The 19958-nt window shown below is 66.4% G+C and carries 21 protein-coding genes; 10 read left to right on the top strand and 11 right to left on the bottom strand.

Annotation, left to right across the window (positions count from 1 at the left end; all coding sequences use genetic code 11):
• The first annotated feature begins 41 nt into the window (after window positions 1–41).
• Entirely contained in the window at window positions 42–1031 is a 990-nt protein-coding gene (locus tag JO391_RS07675) for an XdhC family protein (RefSeq protein WP_220664483.1), read from the top strand.
• Complete coding sequence (locus tag JO391_RS07670; RefSeq protein ID WP_220663858.1) at window positions 1028–2029, top strand: molybdopterin-binding protein; 1002 nt, start codon at window positions 1028–1030, stop codon at window positions 2027–2029. The genes JO391_RS07675 and JO391_RS07670 overlap by 4 nt, the downstream gene beginning before the upstream one ends.
• A gap of 261 nt (window positions 2030–2290) precedes the next feature.
• On the opposite strand, the gene infC is transcribed toward JO391_RS07670, so the two are convergent.
• Window positions 2291–2779 (bottom strand): translation initiation factor IF-3, encoded by a 489-nt coding sequence (infC, locus tag JO391_RS07665; protein WP_259444853.1) that lies wholly within the window; start codon window positions 2777–2779, stop codon window positions 2291–2293.
• 249 nt (window positions 2780–3028) lie between these two features.
• Here infC and JO391_RS07660 point away from each other — a divergent pair, with 249 nt between their 5' ends.
• Window positions 3029–3589: a hypothetical protein gene (locus JO391_RS07660; RefSeq protein ID WP_220663856.1), complete on the top strand. Its 561-nt coding sequence runs from the start codon at window positions 3029–3031 to the stop codon at window positions 3587–3589.
• A gap of 83 nt (window positions 3590–3672) precedes the next feature.
• Here JO391_RS07660 and JO391_RS07655 read toward each other — a convergent pair whose 3' ends face one another.
• From JO391_RS07655 to JO391_RS07630, 6 genes are all read right to left on the bottom strand, one after another.
• On the bottom strand, window positions 3673–3993 hold the full coding sequence (locus tag JO391_RS07655) for a hypothetical protein (protein ID WP_220663854.1): 321 nt from the start codon (window positions 3991–3993) through the stop codon (window positions 3673–3675).
• Window positions 3993–4829, bottom strand: a complete 837-nt coding sequence (locus JO391_RS07650; protein ID WP_259444852.1) for a ferredoxin--NADP reductase — start codon at window positions 4827–4829, stop codon at window positions 3993–3995. The genes JO391_RS07655 and JO391_RS07650 overlap by 1 nt, the downstream gene beginning before the upstream one ends.
• A gap of 50 nt (window positions 4830–4879) precedes the next feature.
• The gene (locus JO391_RS07645) at window positions 4880–5284 is read right to left on the bottom strand and encodes a DUF934 domain-containing protein (protein WP_220663852.1); all 405 of its coding nucleotides are present in this window, start codon (window positions 5282–5284) and stop codon (window positions 4880–4882) included.
• Complete coding sequence (locus JO391_RS07640; protein WP_220663850.1) at window positions 5281–6030, bottom strand: phosphoadenylyl-sulfate reductase; 750 nt, start codon at window positions 6028–6030, stop codon at window positions 5281–5283. Before JO391_RS07640 ends, JO391_RS07645 begins: the two co-directional genes overlap by 4 nt.
• Window positions 6020–7690, bottom strand: coding sequence for a nitrite/sulfite reductase (locus JO391_RS07635; protein WP_220664480.1), 1671 nt, complete (start codon window positions 7688–7690; stop codon window positions 6020–6022). Before JO391_RS07635 ends, JO391_RS07640 begins: the two co-directional genes overlap by 11 nt.
• Window positions 7691–7768: 78 nt before the next feature.
• On the bottom strand, window positions 7769–8083 hold the full coding sequence (locus JO391_RS07630) for a DUF2849 domain-containing protein (RefSeq protein WP_220663848.1): 315 nt from the start codon (window positions 8081–8083) through the stop codon (window positions 7769–7771).
• Window positions 8084–8222: 139 nt separating this feature from the next.
• Between JO391_RS07630 and JO391_RS07625 the strand changes: the two genes are divergently transcribed.
• Window positions 8223–8684 carry an Lrp/AsnC family transcriptional regulator gene (locus tag JO391_RS07625; RefSeq protein ID WP_220663846.1) on the top strand — a complete coding sequence of 154 codons (462 nt, stop codon included), beginning with the start codon at window positions 8223–8225 and terminating at the stop codon, window positions 8682–8684.
• A gap of 122 nt (window positions 8685–8806) precedes the next feature.
• Here JO391_RS07625 and JO391_RS07620 read toward each other — a convergent pair whose 3' ends face one another.
• The 3 genes from JO391_RS07620 to JO391_RS07610 are packed head-to-tail and all read right to left on the bottom strand — an operon-like array spanning window position 8807 to window position 12317.
• Window positions 8807–9436 (bottom strand): ATP-binding cassette domain-containing protein, encoded by a 630-nt coding sequence (locus tag JO391_RS07620; protein ID WP_220663844.1) that lies wholly within the window; start codon window positions 9434–9436, stop codon window positions 8807–8809.
• Entirely contained in the window at window positions 9433–11124 is a 1692-nt protein-coding gene (locus tag JO391_RS07615; RefSeq protein WP_220663843.1) for an ABC transporter permease, read from the bottom strand. Before JO391_RS07615 ends, JO391_RS07620 begins: the two co-directional genes overlap by 4 nt.
• Complete coding sequence (locus JO391_RS07610) at window positions 11121–12317, bottom strand: ABC transporter substrate-binding protein (RefSeq protein ID WP_220664479.1); 1197 nt, start codon at window positions 12315–12317, stop codon at window positions 11121–11123. The genes JO391_RS07615 and JO391_RS07610 overlap by 4 nt, the downstream gene beginning before the upstream one ends.
• 204 nt (window positions 12318–12521) lie before the next feature.
• Here JO391_RS07610 and clpP point away from each other — a divergent pair, with 204 nt between their 5' ends.
• The 6 genes from clpP to JO391_RS07555 all read left to right on the top strand — a co-directional run bounded on the left by clpP (window position 12522) and on the right by JO391_RS07555 (window position 19297).
• Window positions 12522–13154 (top strand): ATP-dependent Clp endopeptidase proteolytic subunit ClpP, encoded by a 633-nt coding sequence (gene clpP, locus JO391_RS07605; RefSeq protein ID WP_220663842.1) that lies wholly within the window; start codon window positions 12522–12524, stop codon window positions 13152–13154.
• A gap of 140 nt (window positions 13155–13294) precedes the next feature.
• Window positions 13295–14563, top strand: coding sequence for an ATP-dependent Clp protease ATP-binding subunit ClpX (gene clpX / locus JO391_RS07600; RefSeq protein WP_220663841.1), 1269 nt, complete (start codon window positions 13295–13297; stop codon window positions 14561–14563).
• Window positions 14564–14727: 164 nt separating this feature from the next.
• The gene (locus JO391_RS21435; RefSeq protein ID WP_310795065.1) at window positions 14728–17853 is read left to right on the top strand and encodes a calcium-binding protein; all 3126 of its coding nucleotides are present in this window, start codon (window positions 14728–14730) and stop codon (window positions 17851–17853) included.
• Window positions 17854–18001: 148 nt separating this feature from the next.
• Window positions 18002–18376 (top strand): NADH:ubiquinone oxidoreductase subunit NDUFA12, encoded by a 375-nt coding sequence (locus JO391_RS07565; protein ID WP_220663840.1) that lies wholly within the window; start codon window positions 18002–18004, stop codon window positions 18374–18376.
• A 10-nt stretch (window positions 18377–18386) separates the two neighbouring features.
• Window positions 18387–18860, top strand: a complete 474-nt coding sequence (mlaD, locus tag JO391_RS07560) for an outer membrane lipid asymmetry maintenance protein MlaD (protein ID WP_220663839.1) — start codon at window positions 18387–18389, stop codon at window positions 18858–18860.
• On the top strand, window positions 18857–19297 hold the full coding sequence (locus JO391_RS07555; RefSeq protein WP_220663838.1) for a DUF2155 domain-containing protein: 441 nt from the start codon (window positions 18857–18859) through the stop codon (window positions 19295–19297). The genes mlaD and JO391_RS07555 overlap by 4 nt, the downstream gene beginning before the upstream one ends.
• Here JO391_RS07555 and aat read toward each other — a convergent pair.
• The gene (gene aat, locus JO391_RS07550; protein WP_220663837.1) at window positions 19213–19893 is read right to left on the bottom strand and encodes a leucyl/phenylalanyl-tRNA--protein transferase; all 681 of its coding nucleotides are present in this window, start codon (window positions 19891–19893) and stop codon (window positions 19213–19215) included. The two genes, JO391_RS07555 and aat, sit on opposite strands and share 85 nt — an antisense overlap.
• Window positions 19894–19958 lie beyond the last annotated feature (65 nt).

The following is a 19958-nucleotide window of genomic DNA, read 5'->3' as shown; positions in this document are numbered from 1 at the left end:
GGCATCCGCCCTGCCATGATGCCATCCGGGAGGACCGGATGATGACTGCCACACATGACGCGATCCCGGAATGCGCGCTGGACTGGCACCGCAGGGGGCTACGGGCCGCGCTGGCCACGGTCGTGGAAACCTGGGGCTCGGCCCCGCGCCAGGCGGGCAGCCAGCTGGCCATCTCCGGCGCGGGCGAGATCATGGGCTCTGTCTCGGGCGGCTGCGTCGAGGGCGCTGTGGTGACCGAGGCGCTTGAGGCGCTGCAAGATGGCCAGCCCCGTCTTCTGACCTTCGGTGTATCAGACGAAACCGCCTTTGCCGTGGGGCTTGCCTGTGGCGGCACGATCCGCGTGCTGGTCGAGCCGGTGGGCGAGGGGCCTGCGGCGCTGTCTCCCGTCCTGCTGTCCGATCTGGTCGCGGCCCGGTCGGCGCGGCGCGCGGTGGCGCTGGAGGTTCGGCCCGAAGGCTGGTCGCGCCGCCTGCTCTCGCCGGGAGAGGACGCGGCGGCCGATGCGCGGTTCCGGTCGGACCGGTCAGGGATGGAGGAGGATGGCCGCTTCCTTGCCATCCACAACCCGCCCCTGCGGCTGATTGTGGTTGGCGCGGTTCACATCGCGCAACCCCTCCTGACGATGGCCCGGCTTTGCGGCTATGATCCGACGCTCATCGACCCGCGTGAGGCGTTCGGCTCTTCGGCGCGGTTTCCGGGCGAGACGATCCTGTCGGACTGGCCCGACGAGGCGCTGGCGGCGCTTGCGCCCGATGCCCGCACGGCCGTGGTCACGCTGACCCATGACCCCAAGCTGGACGACCCGGCGATCCGCGCGGCGCTGGCCTCGCCCTGCTTCTACCTGGGGTGCCTGGGGTCGAAGAAGACCCACGCCAGGCGGCTGGAGCGGCTGGAGGCCGCGGGGTTCACGGCGGACCAGATCGCCCGTATCCATGCGCCGGTCGGGCTGGACATTGGGGCGAAGTCGCCGGCCGAGATCGCTGTGTCGATCCTGGCGCAGGTCACGCAGGTCTTGAGGCTGGGCGGATGATCTTCGGCGAGGTGCCGCTCGATCGGGCACTTGGGGCGATCCTGGCCCATTCGCTGCCGGGGGCGGAGGGACGGCTGCGCAAGGGGCGGGTGCTGGATACGGCCGACCTCGCGGCGCTGGCCGCGGCGGGCGAGACCCGGGTGACGGTGGCGCGGCTGGAGCCGGGCGATCTGGGCGAGGATGCGGCCGCGGCGCGGCTGGCGGCGGCGCTGGTTCCCGATCCGGTGGCCGCGGGGCTGGCGGTCTCGGCCGCCTTCACGGGCCGGGTGAACCTGAATGCGGTCGGGCCAGGGATTGTGGAGGTGGACCCGGTCCGCGTCCACGCGCTGAACCGGGTGGACCCGGCCATCACGTTGGCGACGCTCGCGCCCTTTGCCCGTGTGACGGCGGGGGCGCTCGTCGGGACCGTGAAGATCATCGCCTATGCGGTGGCGGGGGCGGCGGTGGAGCGGGCCTGCCTGGGGCTGGCGGGGGCGCTGCGGGTTCGGCCGGTGGTGATGGGCGCGGCCGGGCTGGTGCTGACCGAGGTGCCGGGCCAGGACCCGAAGCTCGCAGCCAAGGGACGGCGGGCGGTGGAGGGGCGGCTGAAGGTCCTGGGGATGCGGCTGGCGGGGGTGGAGACGGTGGCCCATGACGAGGGGGCCATCGCGGCGGCCCTGGGCCGGGCGCCGGGAGAGATGGTGCTGGTCCTGACCGGCTCGGCCACCTCGGACCTGCATGACACCGCGCCCGAGGGGGTGCGGCGGGCGGGGGGGCGGGTGGAGCGGTTCGGGATGCCGGTCGATCCGGGGAACCTGCTGTTCCTGGGGCACCTGGGGGCGAGGCCCGTGGTGGGCCTTCCCGGCTGTGCCCGCAGCCCGGCCCTGAACGGGGCCGACTGGGTGCTGGAGCGGCTGGCCTGCGGGCTGGAGGTCACGGGGGAGGACATCGCCGCCATGGGGGTGGGCGGGCTTCTGAAGGAGATCAGGGTCCGGCCGCAGCCTCGGGAACCCGGGTGACGCCGGGGGGCGTCCGAGCTCGGACGCTTTGCCAGACCTTTTGATTTCAATGGGTTGCGGGCGCGCATTAACTTGGCGGTAAGAATTGCCTGACCGCAAGGGGTTGCTGCCGCGGTCTGCGGGGCGGGGTTCCGCAAAGCCGCAAGACAAGCAAACGGCTTCACGAGGCACACTTCCCGCCAGCGCCGCCATCCGAGCATAGCCTGGCCGGACCAGGTGCAAGCCGCTTCGGGGCGACCCGGTCCGGAACAGTGGCGCGCCTTACTTCGGCGCGACCATCATCACCATCTGCTTGCCTTCGAGCTTGGGCATCTGTTCGATCTTGCCCTTGTCGCCCACATCGGCCGCCACGCGGTTCAACAGTTCAAGGCCAAGATCCTGGTGCGCCATTTCGCGGCCGCGGAAGCGCAGGGTGACCTTCACCTTGTCGCCTTCTTCCAGGAATTTCAGCACCGAGCGCATCTTCACGTCATAGTCATGCGTGTCGGTACCGGGGCGGAACTTGATTTCCTTGATCTCGATGATGTGCTGCTTCTTGCGCGCTTCGGCCTCGCGCTTCTGCGTCTCGTACTTGAACTTGCCGAAGTCCATGATCTTGCAGACCGGCGGTTCCGCGTTCGGGCTGATTTCGACCAGATCGAGCCCGGCCTCTTCGGCGAGCATCATGGCCCGCCCGGGAGTCACGACACCGATGTTCTCGCCGTCGGCTCCGATGAGCCGGATTTCCTGTGCGCGGATTCGATCATTCACACGGGGTCCCGTTTCGCGCTGCGGCGGGGCGTTGTGGGGTCTGCGGGCTATGGCGTCGGTCCTTCTGCCGTTACGATGAGCGCGCGCAAGATAGCCACGGCTGCGGCAATCTTCAACCCGCAACCCGCCGGAGAGGCGGCGTCTCCGTTCCGATTCCGGCGGGTCACCGGGCAAGGGACTTCCAATATGCCGCAATGCGCACCATATCAGCGGCAGTCCGGGCACCCTGTCCGGGATGAGGAGTTGACCATGAACAAGACAGTCATCATCGGCGCGATCGTGATCGTGCTGGCGGGCCTCGGCTACTATCAGTTCTCCTATGTGCCGGCGCAACAGGCCGCCGCCCAGAAGGCAGAGGAAGAAGCCGCCGCCAAGAAGGCCGAGGAAGAGGCTGCAGCGGCCGCAAAGAAGGCCGAAGAGGAAGCCGCCGCCGCTGCCCAGTCCGCGACCGAATCTGCGACCACCGCTGCGCAAGATGCGGCCGCTGCCGCGACGTCGGCGGTTCAGGATGCTGCCACCGCGACCACCGAGGCCGCACAGGATGCCGCCGCCGCCACGGGTGAGGCCGCCGCCGATGCCGGCGCTGCCGCGACCGACGCGACCGCCGCGGTTTCGGACGCTGCGGCGCAGGCAATGGCCCTGCTGGACCCAGCGAATTTCGATGCCGACAAGATCACCGCGCTGATCGACAGCTCGCAGCTGGATGACGGCACCAAGGGCACCCTGAAATCGGCGGTTGCCGCCGCCAAGGCCAACCCGTCGCTGGTGGATGCAACCATCGCGCAGATCAAGACCGCGCTCGGCCTCTGATCCCTGCGAAGAGAATTGGCCGCGCTTCCCTTGGGGAGCGCGGCCTTTTCATGCCGGCCGAGGGCCGGACGTCGTGGCGCCGGTCAGTCGGTGACGATCAAGCGGTTGTTGCGGCAAAGGTCGGTGGTGGCTGCGACCTCTTCGCCGTCGGCGAAGCGGGCCCAGACACGGATCGGCCCGCAGCGAGTGAGCCTTGTGTCCAGCGCCACTGTGGAGTTGCCGGCGATGGGCTCGTGGCGGGCCATCAGCACATCGTCGATGACCTCGCCAGTGTCGGCGACCGGGAAGATCACCACCTCGACCAGCATCCGCGAGGCCTGGTTTTCCAGATAGATCACCAGGGGCGTATCCTTGGCGCTGGCCGGCAGGGCGGCCAACACAAGAAGGAAGGCCAGCCGCCGCATCAGATGCCGTCGCCGACGAAGGCCTTTTCCACCACGAATTGCTGCGGGTCGGAATTGGCGCCTTCGGTCAGGCCGAATCCTTCAAGGATGGCCTTCACGTCCACGTTGAAGGCGAGGCTGCCGCAGACCATGGCGCGGTCGTGTTCGGCATCCATCGGGGGGATGCCGAGGTCGGCGAAGACCTTGCCCGAGGACAGGTTGTCGGTGACGCGGCCCATGTGGTGGAAGGTCTCGCGCGTCGTCGTGGGATAGTAGACGAGCTTGTCGCCCACGACCTCGCCGATCAGCGGGTCATCCTTCAGGCTTTCCACCAACTGGCGGCCGTATTCCAGTTCGGCCACCTCGCGGCAGGTGTGCATCATGATGACCTGTTCGTATTTCTCGTAGGTCTCGGGGTCGCGCATCAGGCTGGCGAAGGGGGCGATGCCGGTGCCCGTGGCCAGGAACCACAGCCGCTTGCCGGGCAGGAGCGCGTCCAGCACCAGGGTGCCCACGGGTTTGGGGCGCAGGATGATCTCGTCACCCGGCTGGATGTGCTGAAGCCGCGAGGTTAGCGGGCCGTCGGGCACCTTGATCGAGTAGAATTCCAGTTCCTCGTCCCAGGAGGGGGAGGCGATGGAATAGGCGCGCAGGAGCGGTTTGCCGTTGTCGCCCAAGAGGCCGATCATCACGAATTCGCCCGAGCGGAACCGCAGCGAGCGCGGCCGCGTGACGCGGAAGGAAAACAGCCGGTCGGTCCAGTGCGTGACCTTCGTCACCGTCTGGGCGTCGGGCAGGTGGGGCTTTGCGGCTGCGGCGGCAGGGGCGGCGTCGTTCATCACGGTCGCTTCGGTCATGGATCGGGCTTTCGGAATACGTCTTTTCGGGGCGCGGGGGAACCCGGCTTTCAGGCCTTGAGCCGCGACTGATAGTCGTGGGACTGCCAGTCGGCGCGGAACTGCCACTGGTCCCAGGGTTGGCGTTGCGCCAGGTCATCGGGAATCTCGACCTCGTCGAAGCCCACGCGGCGGGCCATGGCGTATTGATCAGCGATCATCGGGCCATGGGCGCGCAGACGGCCCTTGTAACCCATCATCCGCAAGCGGCGCGCGATGGTGAAGGCGCGGCCGTCGCTGAAGGCGGGGGTGGTGACGCGGATGATCGAGAGGTTCGCCAGCTCGGCGCCAAGGCCGGACGGATCGTCGGTATGGGCAAGCTCCACCGCGCCCCGGTGTTGGGCGAGATCGGCGAGGGTCGCGAAGGTTTCAGGGGCGGGCGTCTGGAAGCCCTGGTCGGTGACAAGAACGCTCATGCGGCGGTTTCCTTCGGGATGCGAACGGCTTTTCCATCGATGAAATGGATGCCGCATTCGGTTTTTTCGCTGCCGCGCCAACGCCCTGCGCGGGGGTCTTCACCATCCTTCACCGGGCTGGTGCAGGGCGCGCAGCCGATTGATGGGTAGCCCTTGGCCACCAGCGGATGCCGGGGCAGCCGGTTTTCGACCATGTATTCGGCAATGTCCTCGCGGCCCCAATGGGCCAGCGGGTTGACCTTGATGCGGAAGTCGCCCTCGTTCTCGAAGAAGTCCACCGTCTCGCGGCCATTGCCCTGGAACCGCTTGCGGCCGGTGATCCAGCCGTCGAAGGTGGACAGCGCGCGTTCCAGCGGCTCGACCTTGCGGACGGCGCAGCAGGCATCGGTGCTGAACTGGTGCAGCGAGCCGTCGGGGTCTTCGAAGCTGACGCGCGAGGGGTTGGCGCGGATCGTGCGCACGTCGCAGAGGTTCAGCTTTTCGGCAACCTCGCGCTGGTAGTCGAGCGTTTCCTGGAACAGCATCCGCGTGTCGATGAACAGCACCGGCGTCTCGGGCGCGATGACCGAGACGAGGTGCAAGAGCACGACAGATTCGGCGCCGAAGGAGGAGACGAGAGCCACGCGGCCCAGGTCATCGTCCTTCAGTGCATGTTCCAGGACCGCGGTGGCCGAATGGTGCTTGTAGCGCGCGTTCAGCGCGGCCACACGCTCGGCCACGGGGCCGGAGTGCAGGTCACGCGGCATTGCGGGAGCCTTCCGCGCCATAGAGCGCGGTCTTGAACGGCTCCATCCCGACGCGGCGGTAGGCCATGAGGAAGGTTTCCTCCGGGCTGGCGCGCAGGTCGAGATAGGCGCGCAGGATGCGGTCGATGGCGGGAACGATCTCGTCATAGGCGAAGCCGGGGCCGGTCTTTTCGCCGATCACCGCATCCTCGCTGCCGTCGCCCCCAAGTGTGATCTGGTAGTTTTCCACCCCCGCACGGTCGAGGCCGAGGATGCCGATGTGGCCGACGTGGTGGTGGCCGCAGGCGTTGATGCAGCCCGAGATCTTGATCTTCAGCGGTCCGATCTCGTGTTCCAGTTTCACCGCGTCGAAATGGGTGGCGATTTCCTGCGCGATGGGGATCGAGCGGGCGGTGGCCAGCGCGCAGTAATCCATGCCGGGGCAGGCGATGATGTCGGAGACGAGGCCCACGTTGGCGGTGGCAAGCCCGGCCTTCAGGAGCTGCGCGTGGATCGCCGGCAGGTCCGACTTGTGGACATGCGGCAGGATGACGTTCTGTTCGTGGCTGATGCGGATGTCGCCGTGGCCATGGGCTTCGGCCAGGTCGGCGATCAGGCGCATCTGGTCCGAGGTCGCATCGCCCGGCGTTGCCCCATGCGCCTTGGTCGAGATGGTGACGATGGCGTACTGGTCGTTGCGGTGGGCGGCCAGGTTGGTGTCGGCCCAGGCGCGGAACGCCGGGTCGGCCTTGTAGAAGGCGTCAAAGGCATCGGTGGGCGCGTTGCCGAAGGCGGGCGGCGCGAAGGCCTCGCGGATGTCGGCCAGCAGCTTCTGATCGTTGCCGCCGAAAAGCGGGCGCAGTTCGGCGAAGCGTTCTTCCACCAAGCGGGTGATTTCTTCCTTGCCGGTCTCGTGCAGGGTGATCTTGATGCGCGCCTTGTACTTGTTGTCGCGCCGGCCAAGCGTGTTGTAGACGCTCAGCACCGCCTCGACATAAGGCAGCAGGTCCTCGACGGGCAGGAAGTCGCGCACCGTCATGCCGATCATCGGCGTGCGGCCCAGGCCGCCGCCCACGATGACCTCGAAGCCGGTCTCGCCGGCCGCGTTCTTCACCATACGCAGACCGATGTCATGCGCCTTGGTCACGGCGCGGTCATGCGGCGCGCCGGTGATGGCGATCTTGAACTTGCGGGGCAGGAACTGGAATTCCGGGTGGTCGGTGGACCACTGGCGCAGAAGCTCGGCGTAGGGGCGCGGGTCTTCGATTTCATCGGCTGCGGCGCCGGCGAAATGGTCGGCGGTGACGTTGCGCACCGTGTTGCCCGAGGTCTGGATGGCATGCATTTCCACATCGGCCAGCGCCGACAGGATGGCCGGCACGTCCGGCAGCTTCGGCCAGTTGAACTGGATGTTCTGCCGCGTGGTGAAGTGGCCGTATCCCTTGTCCCAGGTGTCGGCGATATAGGCCAACTGCCGCATCTGCCGGGGCGAGAGCGTGCCATAGGGGATCGCCACGCGCAGCATGTAGGCGTGAAGCTGGAGATACAGCCCGTTCATCAGCCGCAGCGGGCGAAACTCGTCCTCGGTCAGCGAGCCGTCCAGCCTGCGTTCGACCTGATGGGTGAACTGCGCCACACGGGCACGGACGAAGGCTTCATCGAAGTCGGAGTAGGAATACATGGCGCGCGGTCTCGGGCTGGCGATGGCGGTGCGTGGGAAGGCGAGGCCCCGGATCACGTCCGGGGCGCGTCAACGGGGTCAGGCGCGAGGCGAGGTGAGATCGGCCTGCTTGCCGTGGAAGTAGTTCGAAGGTCCGCGGGTGCGGAAGGCCTCGCGGAAATGGGTCGGTTCCGGCCCGTTCGCGCCGGCCTTCGCATCGGCCAGGTAAGCGCCCACGACCTCCAGCCGTTGCGACGCAGCGTGCAAGAGGCGCAGTTGCGCGTGGGCCTCGTCCTCGATCAGTTCGGCCTCGTGGTGGTGCGGCGTCCAGCGGTCATCCGCAGCCAGATAGACCACATCGCCTTCGCGAAGCCGGTTGGCGGTGACGACCTTGGGGGTGAAGCGGCGGGACATGGGCGCAATCCGTCTGTTTGATGCCGTGAATATAGGACATTTTCCCGGATTTCGGCCAGTGGCCCTTGCAGATAAGGAAGAATGTTCCGATACTGCGCCCGGTTTCGGCGGATTTCCCGCCAAACGGCAGGAGGCGCGAATGGCGGTCCGTCTGGACGAGATCGACCGGAAAATCCTTGTCGAACTTCAAGCCGATGCTGGCCAGTCGCTGGACGAGATTGCCCGGAAAGTGGGGTCGTCCAAGACGCCGGTGTGGAACCGCATCCGCCGGATGCGCGAGGCCGGCGTGATCACGCGGACCACCGCGATCCTCGATGCCGAGGCGCTTGGGCTGGAGGCCTGTTTCTTCGTGCTGATCCGCACCAGCGAGCACGAGGCGGAATGGCAGAAGAAGTTCCTCCGCACGCTGAAGGAGCGGCCCGAAGTGCTGGAGGCGCATCGGTTGGCGGGCGACATCGACTATATCCTGAAGGTCAGGGTCAAGAACGCACGGGCCTATGACACGTTCTATCAGGCGCTGATTTCCGAAGTGCGGATCTACAACGTCACCGCCCTTCTGAGCATGGAAGAGATCAAGGCGACCACGGTCCTGCCGATGTGAGGCGAGGGGGCCTTCTGCCCCCCATCCGAGGCGGGCCTCGGACTCCCCCCCCCGAGAGTATCTCCGCAAGGAGAAGCCCGTTTCTTCCTTGTCCTAATATTCAAACTTGTTTCGGGCCGGGATCAGGCTTCGTGCAGGGGCGCCACGATGCGGCCGGCGGCGGCGCGGGCGTCTTCGGGATCATGCGTGACCAGCACCACGGGCAGGCCGCGGGCGCGGGCGGTGGCGAAGGTCAGATCGCGGATCTGCTGGCGCAGGTCGAGGTCGAGCCGCGAGAAGGGCTCGTCCAGAAGGAGGGCGCGCGGTTCGGCCAGAAGCGTGCGCAAGAGCGCGACCCGGCTGCGCTGGCCGCCCGACAGCGTGGCCGGGTCGCGGCTCTGAAAGCCGTCGAGGCCGGCCTCTGCCAGCGCGGCGGCGATGCGGGCGGCGCGGTCGCGCCGGCCGGGTGGCAAGGCGAAGGCGAGATTGGCGCCGACCGACAGGTGCGGGAACAGCACGTCATCCTGGAAGAGGATGCCGATATGCCGGTCCTGAACCGGCAGGGTGGTGACATCGCGGCCGTTCAGCAGGATGCGGCCCGACAGGGTGAAGCCGCGCGGCAGGGTGCCGAGGATGGCGGCCAATAGCGTGGATTTGCCCGAGCCTGACGGGCCCATGACGGTGAGCACCTCGCCCGGCGCGATGGTGGTGTCGAGCGCGACCAGCGGGCGGCCGTGATGGGCGATGGCGAGGCGGTCGAGCTGCAGGGTCATGGCGCCTCTCCCATGCCGCGGCGATGGCGGAAGGCCAGGGCGGGCATGGCCAGGGCCAGCCAGAACCCCGCCATGGGCAGGAGCGTCTGCGCGATGGCCGCGGCGCCGGCGACACGCCGGCTGCCGCCGGAAGCGAGCGCCACGGCCTCTGTCGTCAGCGTCTCGACCCGGCCGCCGCCGATCAGAAGCGTGGGCAGGTACTGGCCGATTGACACGGCAAGGCCCACGGCGAAAGCGGTCAGCAATGGTCGCAGCAGCATGGGCAGGCGCAGGCGCCACAGGATGCGGGAGGGTGGCGCGCCAAGGGCCGCGGCAGCCAGCGCGATGCGCGGGTTCCAGGCGGCCCAGGCCGGCGCGAGGGAGAGCCAGACATAGGGCAGCACGAAGACGAGGTGGGCGGCGGCCACGGAAAGCCGGGTGCCTTCGGTCCCGGCTGCGAGGGTGAAGACCTGAAGGCCGGGCAGGAAGGCCACCTGCGGCACGACCAGGGGCAGCCAGATCAGCGCCAGAAGGCGGGGCCCGGGCGAGGTGCCGCGGCGGGAGAGCGATTCCAGCGCGGCCACGACCAGCGCGAGCGCGCTGGCCGCGGAGAGGATCGCGAGCGCAAGGGTGGTGCCGGTGCGGGCGGCGAGGCTGGCGCCATTCTGCGCCCAGGTGCCGAGGGTCAGGCTGGCGGGCAGGGCGGCGGGAAAGCTCCACGGCCCGGTAAAGGACCAGAGCGCCAGGCCCGCGAGGCCGGCGGCGAGGCTGAGGGTGGCGGTGGCGCCAAGGGTGGCGGCCAGGGGGCGCAGCACGCGGTCGGCACCGCGGCCGCGCCAGCCGGAGGTGGCGAGGGAGCGCGTCAGGCTGCATGTTGCCCGGCCGGCAAGGCGCCAGAACGCCAGCGCGGCCAGCACCAGCGCCAGCTGCAGGAGTGCGGCGGCGGCGGCCAGGCCGCGGTCGCTCAGGTCGGGGGCGGTCATCCACTGGGTGATGCGGACGGCGAGGGTGGGAGGCAAAGTGGGGCCAAGGATCAGCGCCATGTCCACCACCGTCATGCCATAGGCCAGAACCGCGGCCACCGGCAGGCGCAACTGGCGTGCCAGCGCGGGCCAGACGGCCAGCAGGAAACCCGAGCTGCGCGAATGGCCAAGGCTCGCCGCGACCGCCATCTGCCGGGCGGCATCGGTCTGGGGCAGGGCCGCGAGCGTCATCAACAGCAGAAAGGGCAGTTCCTTCGCGACAAGGCCCAGGGTCAGCGCCCATCCGCCGGGGTCGTTCAGGATCAGAAGGTCCGGCGGCTCGGTCCAACCGGTGGCCCAGGGCGAAAGCGCCCGGGCGATCCAGCCAGAGGGGGCGATGAGGAAGGCCAGCCCAAGCGCCGCGGCGGCATGGGGGACGGACAGGAGGGGGGCAAGGCCGCGGCGCAGAAGCGCGAAGGCCGCGGTGCCATGCAGGGCGGCGACGATCAGGGTGGAGAGTGTCAGCGCCGCGAGGCTGGAGACGAGGCCGGTGACCAGCGACAACCGGATCGAGGTGGCAAGGCCGGGCTGGTCGAAGAGCCGGCGCCATTCCTGAAGTCCGGGGGCATCGGGCAGGCCAAAGGCAGGGGCCAGCGCACCGGCAAGGCCGGCGGCGACCGGGGCGGTCAGGATCAGGGCAAGCAGGGCAGGCGGCGCCAGCGGCAGGAGCCGGGCGGCTGCCCTCACTGAGCCACCCCGTAACGGGCGATCCAGTCCTGCGAGACGCGGGTCATCCAGCTGGCATCGGGTTCCAGCAGCGCGGGACCCAGCCGGTCGGGCGGCAGGGTCGCCGGACCAAGCACCAGCGCATCGAACCGGGCGCGGTCGGGCTCGGGCAGGGCAGAGAGATCCAGCACCGTCTGGAAGCCCAGGACCGCCGGGTCGGCGGCACGGGCCTGCACCTCGGGGTCCAGCAGCAGGTTGGCGATGACCATCGCCCCCTCGCGGTGTGCCGCGTTGAACGGGATGGCCACGAAGCTCGCATTGCCGATGGTGCCGCCCTCCAGCGTGAAGGTGCGGATCGTGTCGGGCAGCGTGCCGGCGGCGATTTCGGCAGAGGCGCGGCCGGGGTTGAAGGCCAGCGAGACGGTGATCTCGCCGTCGGCCAGCAATTGGCCAAGGGCGGGCTCATTGGTCGGATAGGCCTTGCCCTGCCGCCAGAGCGCCGGGGTGATGCGGTCGAGGAAGGCCCAGAGGGGGGACACCTGCGCCTGGTAGGTCGCCTCGTCCACCGGCATCTGCATGGCGCCGGGATCGGCCATCGTGCCGTAAAGCACCTGCTTCAGGAAGGTCGTGCCCAGATAATCCGGCGGCTGCGGATAGGTGAAGCGGCCGGGGTTGGCGATGACCCAGTCGGCCAGCGCATCCAGGGTGCGCGGCGGCTCGGGCAGCTTCGCACTGTCGTATTCAAAGACCAGCTGCGCCATGGCCCAGGGGCTTTCCAGCCCCTCGGTCGGTTCGGTGAAATCCGTCACGGTGGCGGGCTTGCCCTTGGTGTCGACGAATTTCCAGTTCGGCAATTGGGTCGCGAAGGGCGCGCCCAGAAGGCCCTGCGCCTTCATGGCCGCGAAGTTCTCGCCGTTGATCCAGATGAGATCGACCGCGCCGCCCTCGGTGGTGCCGGCCTGCTGCTCGGCCAGAACGCGCGCCACGGCATCGGCGGTAGAGGCGAGCTTCACCTGAACCAGATCCACGCCGTACCTGTCGGTAGCAAGGCCACCCACCCAGTCGATGAAGGCATTGATCTTCGGGTCGCCGCCCCAGGCGTGCCAATACACGGTCTGCCCGCGTGCGGCCTTGACCACGGCCTCCCAGTCGGCTGTCTGGGCCCGCGCCCGGCCCTTGGGCACGGCGGAACCGAGTGTCGCCCAGGCGATCATCGTGGCGAATTGTCTGCGGTCCATCAGGCACTCCTCGTCAGCCGCGGAAGAGTAAGCCGCAGGCGGGCAAGCGCAAGGGCCGAAAGCGTGCAGCCGGGCACAGGCGCGTGATCGGGCGGGTGCCCTTGCAGCCCCCGGACCGCACCACTAAGACTCTGGCAAGACTTGACGCTGAACAGTGACCGAAAACCGAGGCAGGGCAAGATGCGCGATCCGATCGATACCTACATGAACACGCTGGTTCCCATGGTCGTCGAGCAGACGAGCCGGGGCGAACGCGCCTATGACATCTATTCGCGCCTGTTGAAGGAGCGGATCATCTTTCTCGCGGGCCCCGTGCACGACGGCATGTCCAGCCTGATCTGCGCGCAGCTTCTGTTCCTCGAGGCCGAGAATCCCTCGAAGGAAATCGCGATGTACATCAACTCGCCCGGCGGCGTCGTGACCTCGGGCCTGTCGATCTATGACACGATGCAGTACATCCGCCCGAAGGTTTCCACCCTGGTCATCGGGCAGGCCGCCTCGATGGGCTCGCTCCTGCTGACGGCGGGCGAAAAGGGAATGCGCTTCAGCCTGCCCAACAGCCGCATCATGGTGCACCAGCCCTCGGGCGGCTATCAGGGCCAGGCCACCGACATCATGATCCACGCGCAGGAGACGCTGAAGCTGAAGCGCCGCCTGAACGAGATCTACGTCAAGCACACCGGCAATTCCTATGAAACGGTCGAGGCCGCGCTGGAGCGCGACAATTTCATGTCGGCCGAGGATGCCAAGGCCTGGGGCCTCATCGACGAGATCCTCGACAGCCGCGGCAAGTCCGAGGACGAGACGAAGTAGTCGGCGCAGAAATCGGCAGGCCCCCGTTGACGCGGGGGCGGCCGGGCGATTTGGCGTTGTGGAGGCGGGGGCTTTGTCCTACGATTCCATGACAGGGGCGCAGGATGAGGCCCGGGAAGTCCCGGGCACAGGGAAGGGCGATGGCGAACAATACCGGCAGCGACAGCAAGAACACGCTCTACTGTTCGTTCTGCGGCAAGAGCCAGCACGAAGTGCGCAAGCTGATTGCCGGACCGACGGTGTTCATCTGCGATGAATGCGTCGAGCTTTGCATGGACATCATCCGCGAGGAAACGAAGACCACCGGTCTGAAATCCTCTGACGGGGTGCCGACACCGCGCGATATCTGCAAGGTGCTGGACGATTACGTGATCGGCCAGATCCATGCCAAGCGCGTGCTTTCGGTGGCGGTCCACAACCACTACAAGCGGCTGAACCATTCCGGCAAGGCCGGCGATGTGGAACTGTCGAAGTCCAACATCCTGCTGATCGGCCCCACGGGCTGCGGCAAGACGCTTCTGGCTCAGACGCTGGCGCGCATCCTGGATGTGCCCTTCACAATGGCCGATGCCACCACGCTGACCGAAGCCGGCTATGTCGGCGAGGACGTGGAAAACATCATCCTCAAGCTGTTGCAGGCGTCGGAATACAACGTCGAACGGGCGCAGCGCGGCATCGTCTACATCGACGAGGTCGACAAGATCACCCGCAAGTCCGACAACCCCTCGATCACCCGCGATGTCTCGGGCGAGGGTGTGCAGCAGGCGCTTCTGAAGATCATGGAAGGCACCGTGGCTTCCGTTCCGCCGCAGGGCGGGCGCAAGCATCCGCAGCAGGAATTCCTGCAGGTGGACACCACGAACATCCTGTTTATCTGCGGTGGCGCCTTTGCGGGGCTGGAAAAGATCATCGCACAGCGCAACAAGGGTTCGGCCATCGGCTTCGGCGCCGAGGTGAAGGACCCCGACGCGCGCGGCGCGGGCGAGCTGTTCCGGGAGCTGGAGCCGGAAGACCTTCTGAAATTCGGCCTGATCCCCGAATTTGTCGGCCGTCTGCCGGTGATTGCGACCTTGGAAGATCTGGACGAGGCGGCGCTGGTCAAGATCCTGAGCGAGCCAAAGAACGCCTTGGTGAAGCAGTATCAGAAGCTCTTCGACATCGAAGGTGTGAAGCTGTCCTTCACCGCCGATGCGCTGTCGGCCATCGCCAGACGCGCGATCAAGCGCAAGACCGGCGCACGCGGCCTGCGCTCGATCATGGAAGACATCCTCCTGGACACCATGTTCGAACTGCCCGGCATGGATGACGTGGAAGAAGTCGCCGTGAACGAAGAGGCCGTCAACTCGGGCGCAAAGCCCCTGATCGTGCATACCGAAACGCGCGAGAAAAAGCCCGCAACGGCGGGTTGATGATTGCCAAGCCAGGGAAAGGGCGGGCCAATTGGCTCGCCATTTTTTTTCGCGCCGAATTGGGAAAGAAGACTGCGGCCGTCGCAACGTAAAGGCCGAACAACTCTTTACAGTGCATTTGGTGCGCGTATCACATAGGTTGTGACGAGTGAGGAGCAACGGCCTTGTCGACTGTACTGTACACCTATGGTGAATTTGTCGTTCTGACCCCAGGAGAGTTCCTGGCCTATACGCAGATCCAGTACGCGCCCGGTGACACGACGACCACTGTCCAACTTGGCCTGTCGATCGCCGGCACCATCGACTTTTCGTCACGTCTGGGCATGGTGCCGGTCGAGCTCGTCGGGTCCACCGGGTCTGACAACGTCACCCTTGGCGGCGGCGATGACAGTGTCTGGGCGGATGCTGGCGACGACACGGTCTATGGCGGTGACGGCAACGACTCTTTCATGGGCGACTGGTTTCAGGATCCGGTCGTCGGCAACGACGTCCTGTATGGCGGGGCCGGCGATGACGAGTTTGCTGGCGGGTTTGGCAACGACTGGCTGTTCGGCGGCGACGGCAATGACATATTCAACGTCGTCGAGGTATCTGGTGGAAACGACACCGTTTTGGGCGGTGAAGGGTCGGACACCGTCTGGCTGTGGGATGGTTTCGATAACGGAATCCGCCGATTCGAGTTCAACTATCTCATGCTGGACGCTACCAGCTCGGTCGAATACTTCTATGTTGATTCCTACACATACGATGTCGGAGGAACCGACCGCGCGGATACCATCAACCTCAGCAACGCTTTGGCCTATACCTGGGATGGTTACGATTTCTCCGTGGGCCTTAAGTTCGATCTGAGGCTGGGGGCCGATACCTATGTCGGCGGTGCAGGAAAGGAAACGGTGATCGGCCGCGACGGCGGCGACCTGATCGCCCTGGGTGCCGGCGACGATCGGCTGGAAATCTTCGACGGTAATCTGGTTGGCGACACTCTAATCGGTGGCGATGGCAACGACACGCTTGTGATCGGCCAGTACTCGAATGCCTTCAGCGACTACTTCGGTGGCATAAGCGGACTGGGTCTCTCCGACAGCGGTTCCTTCGAGACAGTGATCATTTATGCGAGGGGACTGGTCGGAACGAATGAGTCTAATGTCTTCGACCTTGGCGGCGTGTATTCGTTGAACGTGATCGGTCCGTTCCAATTCGATCTTGCCGGGTCCAACGACACCTTCCGCGGCAGCGCGGCCTGGGACACGGTCTTTGGTGGTTCGGGCAATGATCGTCTGGAAGGGCGCAGTGGTGGAGACGCCCTGATCGGTGCCCAGGGTGATGACCTCCTGTACGGCGGCGGCGACGCTGACAGTCTCAATGGTGGGACGGGCAGGGACACACTTTATGGAGAAGCCGGAAACGACCTGCTGGTGATTTCCGGACGCCCCATGGACGCGGACGTGCTGTTCGGCGGTGTCGGCGTGGACACACTTCAATTCGAGGATGGTGTCAGTCTGGAGAGCATTGCCTTCGGTGCTGCGGTCGGCATCGAATTCGTCCGGGGCAGCGCAGGCATTACGGCGGTGAACGGCACCGAACTTGCCAATGTTTTCGACTTCAGGGGCGTTTCAAGCCAACCCGAGGCTCCCTTGCTTCGGTTCAACATGGGCGGAGGCAATGACATCGTCAACGCGGGTGCGCTCAGCCAACTGGACGTGAACGGAGGCGACGGCAACGACACTCTGACCGGAACCCTAGGCAACGACAGTTTCGTTGGCGGTGCCGGCAACGACGTCATGACCGGGGGCGCGGGCAATGACACCTACCGGGTGGATTCAGCCGGGGATGTGCTGATCGAGGCCCCCATCGGCAGCAGCATCGACACGATCGAGACGTTCATGGCGGAGTGGACGCTGGCCAATTACTTCGAGAACCTGACCCATTTCGGGTCCCTCACGTTCCTTGGTACAGGCAACAGTCTTGGCAACCGGCTTGTCGGGGCCTTGGCGTCCGATACCCTTTTTGGCCTTGGCGGAGCGGACTCCCTCTTCGGGGGGGCGGGCAACGATTTGCTCGAGGGCGGGGACGGCGATGACCTGCTTCAAGGCGATTCCTCGGCCGATACGCTGATCGGTGGCCTGGGCAACGACACATATGTCGTACACGACGGCCTGGACGTGATCATCGAAAGCGCGAACGGTGGCGTTGACACGGCCTTGGTCCACGTCAGCCTCTACACTTTGACGGACAATTTCGAGAACGGCACTATCGCCCTGTTGACCGGCGGCAAGCTTACAGGAAATGCAAGCGCGAACGTACTTCTGGGCGCCGCCGGCCGCGATACACTGATCGGCGGGCTAGGTAACGATACCCTCAATGGTCTCGAGGGCCTGAATTCCCTGATGGGGGGAAGCGGGAATGACACCTACATCTTCTCGGCCGGTACCATAATCGTGGAAGCGGCAGGCGAGGGGATCGATACCGTGCTGGTCAACGATGTCTCCTTCTCGCTTGTTGCCAACGTCGAGAACCTTGAAGCCCGCGTTACCAAAGGCACGGCGACACAGTTCGGGAATGAACTGGACAACGCGATCACACTCACCTACTCGGCCCTAAACCGCTCGGTCGGGAGCGCCATCTATGGCATGGACGGGAACGATACCCTGTCGATCATCAGCGAGGCGCCAGGCGGCTTCTACTATTCGGTGGATGACTCGCTCTATGGCGGATCCGGCGATGATACCTACATTCTGACCGCACCCACCTCGCCCGGTCTCTTTGTTGAGATGGCGAACCAGGGCCGCGATACGGTCCTGTCCGAGTCTAACGCTGTGCTGGATGCCAACATCGAGGTTCTGCGCCTGACCGGCACCGACGATGTCGATGGATTCGGAAACGCCATGTCCAACGTTCTCGTGGGCAATTCCGGCGCGAACAGCCTTTACGCGAGCAACGGCAAGGGCACCAACAGCGGCAGGGACACCCTGACGGGCGGCGAAGGTGCAGACAACTTCGTGTTCGGCGACCTGCAAAGCCAGGACCGCGTGACCGACATGCAGGCCGGTGTGGACCGCATTAGTCTCAGTTCCTTGACCTTCCAGGGCCTTTCGCGCGGCGAGCTGTCTGCGGATGCCTTCAAGGTGCTGGGGACCGAGCCGCTGGATGCCTCCGACCGCATTCTCTACCGCGCCGGCACGGGGCAGTTGCTGTGGGATCCGGACGGATCTGGCGCGGCAGCGGCCACGGTGTTTCTGGTCCTGGAGAACCGGGCGGCAGTCACGGCGGCCGACTTCTTCATCGTCTGAGCGGACGGGCTTCGGGCAAGCGGTTCAGAACCAGCCGCTGCCTTGAATCCCGCCATAACGCCGGCGAAGCGATGCCGCAGCACCGCGTCGGCTCTGGACCCCGGTTGCGGTTTCGGCCATACCGGGGGCGAACGACCTGGAGGCCCCGATGGAATTCCTCAAGCGCCTTGTGACCTGGTGGAACGGCCAGACCCTCACGACGCAGATCTACACCGCCCGGCACGGGCAGAAGGTGGGCGAGGACGAGCAGGGCAATGTCTATTACCAGACCCGCGACGGCAAGCGCCGTTGGGTCATCTACAACGGCGAGGCCGAGGCCAGCCGTGTGGGCCCCGAATGGCATGGCTGGCTGCACCACACCTGGGACAAGCCGCCGACCGAGGCTCCGCTGCCGCACAAGCCCTGGGAGAAGCCGCATCTGGAAAACCTGACCGGCACCGAAGCCGCCTATGTGCCGCCCGGCTCGATCCGCCGCGCCGATCCGCTGGTGCGCCGCGACTACGACGCCTGGGTTCCGGAGTGAGCCGCCGCTGATGTCTGAAAGCCGTGCAGAGGTTCTGGCCGGGGCCGTGGTGCTTGCGGCCGCGGTGGGGTTCCTGCTTTACGCAGGGCAGCAAACAGCCATGGGTCCGCAGGGCGGCACCTACGAGCTGAAGGCCAGCTTCCGCTCGGTCGAAGGCATCACCGTGGGGGGCGATGTCCGCCTGGCCGGGGTGAAGGTGGGCACCGTCACCTCGCTGAAGCTCAATCCTGAAACCTATTTCGCCGATGCGACGGTGGCCATCCAGAACGCGATCCAGTTGCCTGTCGATTCCACCATCCTGATCTCCTCCGAAGGGCTTCTGGGCGGCAACTTCGTCGAGCTTCAGCCCGGCGGGATGCCCGACATCCTGGCCCCCGGCGACGAGATCGAGGATACGCAGGGCTCGATCAGCCTGATCGCGCTCTTGATGAAGTTCGTGGGCGCCATGGCGGGCGACGGCTCTTCCTCGGACAGCAACGGATGAAGCGCGCGGCGCGCAGCCTGTGGCTTGCCGCTCTGCTGGCGGCCACCCAGGCGCATGCCGACGAGATGGTATCGGCCGAGGCGGGCGTGCTGCGCTGGCTGGACAAGCTGACCGGCCAGACCGAGGACGTGGAGCTTGGACGTGGCGAGTCGGCCACCTGGGGGCGCCTCAGCATCCAGATGGACGATTGCCGCTATCCCAAGGGCAACCCGGCCTCCGATGCCATCGCCCACCTGACCATCCGCGATTCGGAAGTCGAGGCCCCGGTGTTCTCGGGCTGGATGGTGGCCTCGTCACCCGCGCTTTCGGCGCTGGATCATCCGCGGTACGACGTCTGGGTGCTGTCCTGCGTCTATCCGGAATCCGAAGCGCCGCCCGAAGCCCCGCCAGAGGACCCTGAAGGCGCGGAAGAGCCGGCGCAGACCAACGAAGGGTAGGGCGCATAGCCCGGCGGATCAAAGCGCGCCGGCAGCGCCAGCGCGGCATCCAGGGCCCGGCGGTACCTGCCGCGCGGAATCTCCACCGCCCCCAGGCTCGCCAGATGCGGCGTCAGGAACTGCACGTCGAACAGCGCGTACCCACCCGCGCGCAGCCGATGCACCAGCCAGGCCAGCGCCAGCTTCGATGCGTCGGTGCGGCGCGAGAACATGCTTTCGCCAAAGAAGGCGCCGCCCAGGCTGACCCCATAGACCCCGCCGATCAGCGCGCCTTCTTCGCGCACTTCCAGCGAATGGGCATAGCCCAGGCGGTGCAGGTCCAGATACAGGGCGCGGATTCGGTCGTTGATCCAGGTCTCGGGCCGGTCGGCGCAGCCATCCACCACGCCCGCGAAATCGCGGTCCACCGCCACCTCCCACCCGCAAGTCAGGATCCGCCGCCTCAGCGAGCGCGAGATGTGGAACCGCTCCAGCGGGAAGACGCCGCGCTGCCGCGGATCCACCCAGTGAATCTCGGCGTTGTCCCGGCTTTCCGCCATGGGAAAGATGCCCAGGGCATAGGCGCGAAGCAGGATTTCCGGCGTGATGTCTGTCATTATGGTGTTGTGCCGGCAGCAATCCCGGCCTCTGCCGGTCGGTCCTTGGTAGCCGCCAACTGCCG

The sequence above is a fragment of the Neotabrizicola shimadae genome (assembly GCF_019623905.1).
In the GTDB taxonomy this organism is placed as follows: domain Bacteria; phylum Pseudomonadota; class Alphaproteobacteria; order Rhodobacterales; family Rhodobacteraceae; genus Neotabrizicola; species Neotabrizicola shimadae.
This window is presented reverse-complemented; position numbering and strand designations above follow the sequence as displayed.